This is a genomic window from Pseudomonas sp. SST3 (assembly GCF_003325755.1).
Genome location: NZ_QORI02000142.1, coordinates 1 through 4,011, shown reverse-complemented (window position 1 = coordinate 4,011; position 4,011 = coordinate 1). Strand labels below are relative to the sequence as shown.

Below are 4,011 nucleotides of genomic sequence, written 5' to 3'. Positions count from 1 at the left end.
TTTGCGGTGATGTTCTGGTCGATGTTCGCCCACCGCCGCTCCAAGCGGCTCGAGTCGGCGCATTTCCATGAGAACACCCGAGTCGAGGTGCTCTGGACGGTCATACCTCTGCTTATCCTGGTGGGCATGGCAGTGCCGGCAACGCGCACCCTGATCCATATCTACGATGCGTCCGAGTCGGATGTGGACATCCAGATCACCGGCTATCAGTGGAAGTGGCACTACAAATATCTGGGTGAGGACGTCGAGTTCTTCAGCAACCTCACCACGCCGCGCGATGAGATCAACAATCTAGCCCCCAAGGGCGAGAACTATCTGCTTGAGGTGGACGAACCCCTCGTGATTCCGGTGGGCGCCAAGGTGCGCTTCCTGATCACCGCGGCGGATGTCATCCATTCTTGGTGGGTACCGGATTTGGCGGTGAAGAAGGACGCCATCCCCGGCTTCATCAACGAGTCCTGGACCCGTGTCGAGGAGCCCGGCATCTACCGCGGACAATGCACCGAGCTCTGTGGCAAAGACCACGGTTTCATGCCGGTGGTGGTCGAGGTCAAGTCCACCGAGGACTACGCCGCCTGGCTAGGCGAGAAAAAAGCCGAAGCGGCCAAGCTCGCCGAGCTGACCAGCAAGGAATGGACACGCGAAGAGCTGATCGCTCGCGGCGAGCAGGTCTACCAGACCAATTGCGCATCCTGCCACCAGCCGACCGGCGAGGGACTGCCGCCGATGTTCCCGGCGCTGAAAGGCTCGCCGATCGCCACGGGTGATGCCGAAGACCACATCAGCATCGTGGTCAAGGGCGCGCCGGGTACCTCGATGCCGGCATTTGGTCCGCAACTGTCTGAGGTCGACCTTGCGGCCGTGATTACCTACGAGCGAAACGCGTGGGGCAACGACAAGGGCGACATGGTCACGCCGAAAGACGTGCTCGTCTTCAAACAGGCCGAAGAAGCCACCCAGTAAGAGGATCAGGTGATGAGTGCAGTGATCGACGATCATGGTCATGCCGGGCATGACCATCACCACGGCCCGGCCAAAGGCCTCTCGCGCTGGCTGCTGACCACCAACCACAAGGACATCGGTTCGATGTACCTGTGGTTCAGCTTCTGCGCCTTCCTGCTGGGCGGCTCGATGGCCATGGTCATCCGTGCCGAGCTGTTCCAGCCGGGACTGCAGATCGTGCAGCCGGAATTCTTCAACCAGATGACCACCATGCATGGCCTGATCATGGTCTTCGGCGCGGTGATGCCGGCCTTCGTCGGGCTGGCCAACTGGATGATCCCGCTCATGATCGGCGCGCCGGACATGGCGCTGCCGCGGATGAACAACTTCAGCTTTTGGCTGCTGCCGGCGGCGTTCGGCCTGTTGGTCAGCACTCTGTTCATGGAGGGCGGCGGACCCAACTTCGGCTGGACCTTCTACGCGCCACTGTCGACGACCTACGCGCCGGAATCGGTGACCTTTTTCATCTTCGCCATCCACCTGATGGGCATCAGCTCGATCATGGGCGCGATCAACGTGGTCGCCACCGTGCTCAACCTGCGTGCGCCGGGCATGACGCTGATGAAAATGCCGCTGTTCGTCTGGACCTGGCTGATCACTGCCTTCCTGCTGATCGCGGTGATGCCGGTGCTGGCGGGCGTGGTGACCATGATGCTGATGGACATTCACTTCGGCACCAGCTTCTTCAGCGCGGCCGGCGGCGGCGACCCGGTGCTGTTCCAGCATGTGTTCTGGTTCTTCGGGCACCCCGAGGTGTACATCATGATCCTGCCGGCGTTCGGCGCTGTCAGCTCAATCATCCCGGCCTTCAGCCGCAAGCCGTTGTTCGGCTACACCTCGATGGTTTACGCCACCGGCGCCATCGCCTTCCTCTCGTTTATCGTCTGGTCGCACCACATGTTTACCGTCGGCATCCCGCTGACCGGCGAGCTGTTCTTCATGTACGCCACCATGCTGATCGCGGTGCCTACCGGGGTGAAGGTATTCAACTGGGTCAGCACCATGTGGCGCGGCTCGCTGACCTTCGAGGCGCCGATGCTGTTCGCGGTGGCCTTCGTCATCCTGTTCACCATTGGTGGCTTCTCCGGTCTGATGCTGGCCATCGCTCCGGCGGACTTCCAGTATCACGACACCTACTTCGTGGTAGCGCATTTCCACTACGTGCTGGTGCCCGGGGCGATCTTCGGTATCTTCGCCTCGGCGTACTATTGGCTGCCCAAGTGGACCGGGCACATGTACGACGAGACGTTGGCCAAGCTGCATTTCTGGATGAGCTTCGTCGGCATGAACCTGGCGTTCTTCCCGATGCACTTCGTGGGGCTGGCCGGTATGCCGCGGCGGATTCCGGACTACAACATGATGTTCGCCGACTTCAACATGATTTCGAGTGTTGGCGCCTTCATGTTCGGCGCGACCCAGCTGTTGTTTTTGTTCATCGTCATCAAGTGCATCAAGGGTGGCCCGGTGGCCGCCGCCAAGCCTTGGGATGGGGCTGAGGGGCTGGAGTGGAGCGTGCCATCGCCGGCGCCTTACCACACCTTCAGCGTGCCGCCGAACATGGAACAGCTGCACGAGCACCGTACGGGGCCCAAGCATGATTAACCTGCCGGATTCGGGTACTTGCCATGAACACTGAACTGCCACTTGGCCGACTGGTCCGCCGGTTGCTGCTGGTAGTGGTGGCGATGTTCGCCTTCGGCTTTGCGCTGGTGCCTATCTACGACGTGATGTGCAAGGCGTTCGGCATCAACGGCAAAACCGCGGGTGCCTACAAGGGCGAGCAGACGGTTGATGAGGATCGCCAAGTGCGGGTGCAGTTCCTTGCCACAAACGCGTCTGGGATGGTCTGGGAATTCAAGCCGGTCGCCGACCAGATCAGCGTGAACCCCGGCGCCAGCCGTGAAATGCGCTTCGTCGCCTACAACCCCACCGACAAGCCGATGACGGCCCAGGCGGTGCCCAGCGTGTCGCCATCGAAAGCGGCCGCTTACTTTCACAAGACCGAATGCTTCTGCTTCACCCAGCAAGTGCTGCAGCCCGGTGAGCGCATCGAGATGCCGGTGCGTTTCATCGTCGATCGTGATTTGCCCGCAGACGTGCGTCACCTGACGCTCGCCTATACCTTGTTCGATATCACGTCTCGCCAACCTCCCGTCGCCGTCGTTGATCAGGCGTCCATGGTGGCGGCCAAGGAGAGTCTGCAATGAGCCAACAGACCACCACGCACGAGAACTACTACGTTCCCGCCCAGAGCAAGTGGCCGATAGTCGGGACCGTTGCGCTGCTGACCACCGTGTTCGGGTTGGGCAGCTGGTTCAACGACCTCAAGGCCGGCCGCGACGAGATCAGTGGACCGTTGATTTTTTTTGTCGGCGCGCTGCTGATCGCCTACATGATGTTCGGCTGGTTCGGTGCGGTGGTCCGCGAAGGGCGCGCAGGCCTCTACAGCGCTCAGATGGATCGCTCGTTCCGCTGGGGCATGAGCTGGTTCATCTTTTCCGAGGTGATGTTCTTTCTCGCGTTTTTCGGGGTGCTGTTCTACATCCGCTACTGGGTCGGCCCTTGGCTCGACGGTGATGGTGACAAAGGTGTCAGTGCCATGCTCTGGCCGAACTTCGAATACACCTGGCCGCTGCTGAACAACCCGGACCCCAGTGTCTATCCTGCACCCGAAGGCACCATCAGTCCCTGGGGGTTGCCGCTGATCAACACCATACTGCTGGTCAGCTCCAGCTTCACTCTGACCTGGGCACACCATGCGCTGCGCAAGGGAAACCGCAAGCAGCTCAAGCTCGGTCTCGGTTTGACCGTGTTGCTGGGCGCCATCTTCCTGATCCTGCAGATCGAGGAATACATCCATGCCTACACCGAGCTAGGCCTGACCCTAGGCTCGGGCATCTACGGCGCGACCTTCTTTATGCTCACGGGCTTTCACGGCGCCCACGTGACCATGGGCGCGATCATTCTGACCGTGATGTTGGTGCGTAGCTTTCGCGGTCACTTCACACC

At 60.9% G+C, this 4,011-nt stretch carries 4 protein-coding genes; all 4 read left to right on the top strand.

Annotated features, from left to right (window positions below):
- On the top strand, nucleotides 1-963 hold a 963-nt coding region (gene coxB, locus DQ405_RS25325), incomplete at its 5' end, for a cytochrome c oxidase subunit II (RefSeq protein ID WP_168426422.1).
- Between the two features lie 12 nt (nucleotides 964-975).
- Complete coding sequence (gene ctaD, locus DQ405_RS25320; RefSeq protein WP_168426421.1) at nucleotides 976-2,604, top strand: cytochrome c oxidase subunit I; 1,629 nt, start codon at nucleotides 976-978, stop codon at nucleotides 2,602-2,604.
- A 23-nt stretch (nucleotides 2,605-2,627) separates the two neighbouring features.
- Nucleotides 2,628-3,209 (top strand): cytochrome c oxidase assembly protein, encoded by a 582-nt coding sequence (locus DQ405_RS25315; protein ID WP_168426420.1) that lies wholly within the window; start codon nucleotides 2,628-2,630, stop codon nucleotides 3,207-3,209.
- Nucleotides 3,206-4,011 (top strand): cytochrome c oxidase subunit 3 (locus DQ405_RS25310; RefSeq protein WP_168426419.1); only part of this gene is annotated, 806 nt, incomplete at its 3' end. The genes DQ405_RS25315 and DQ405_RS25310, both read left to right, overlap by 4 nt.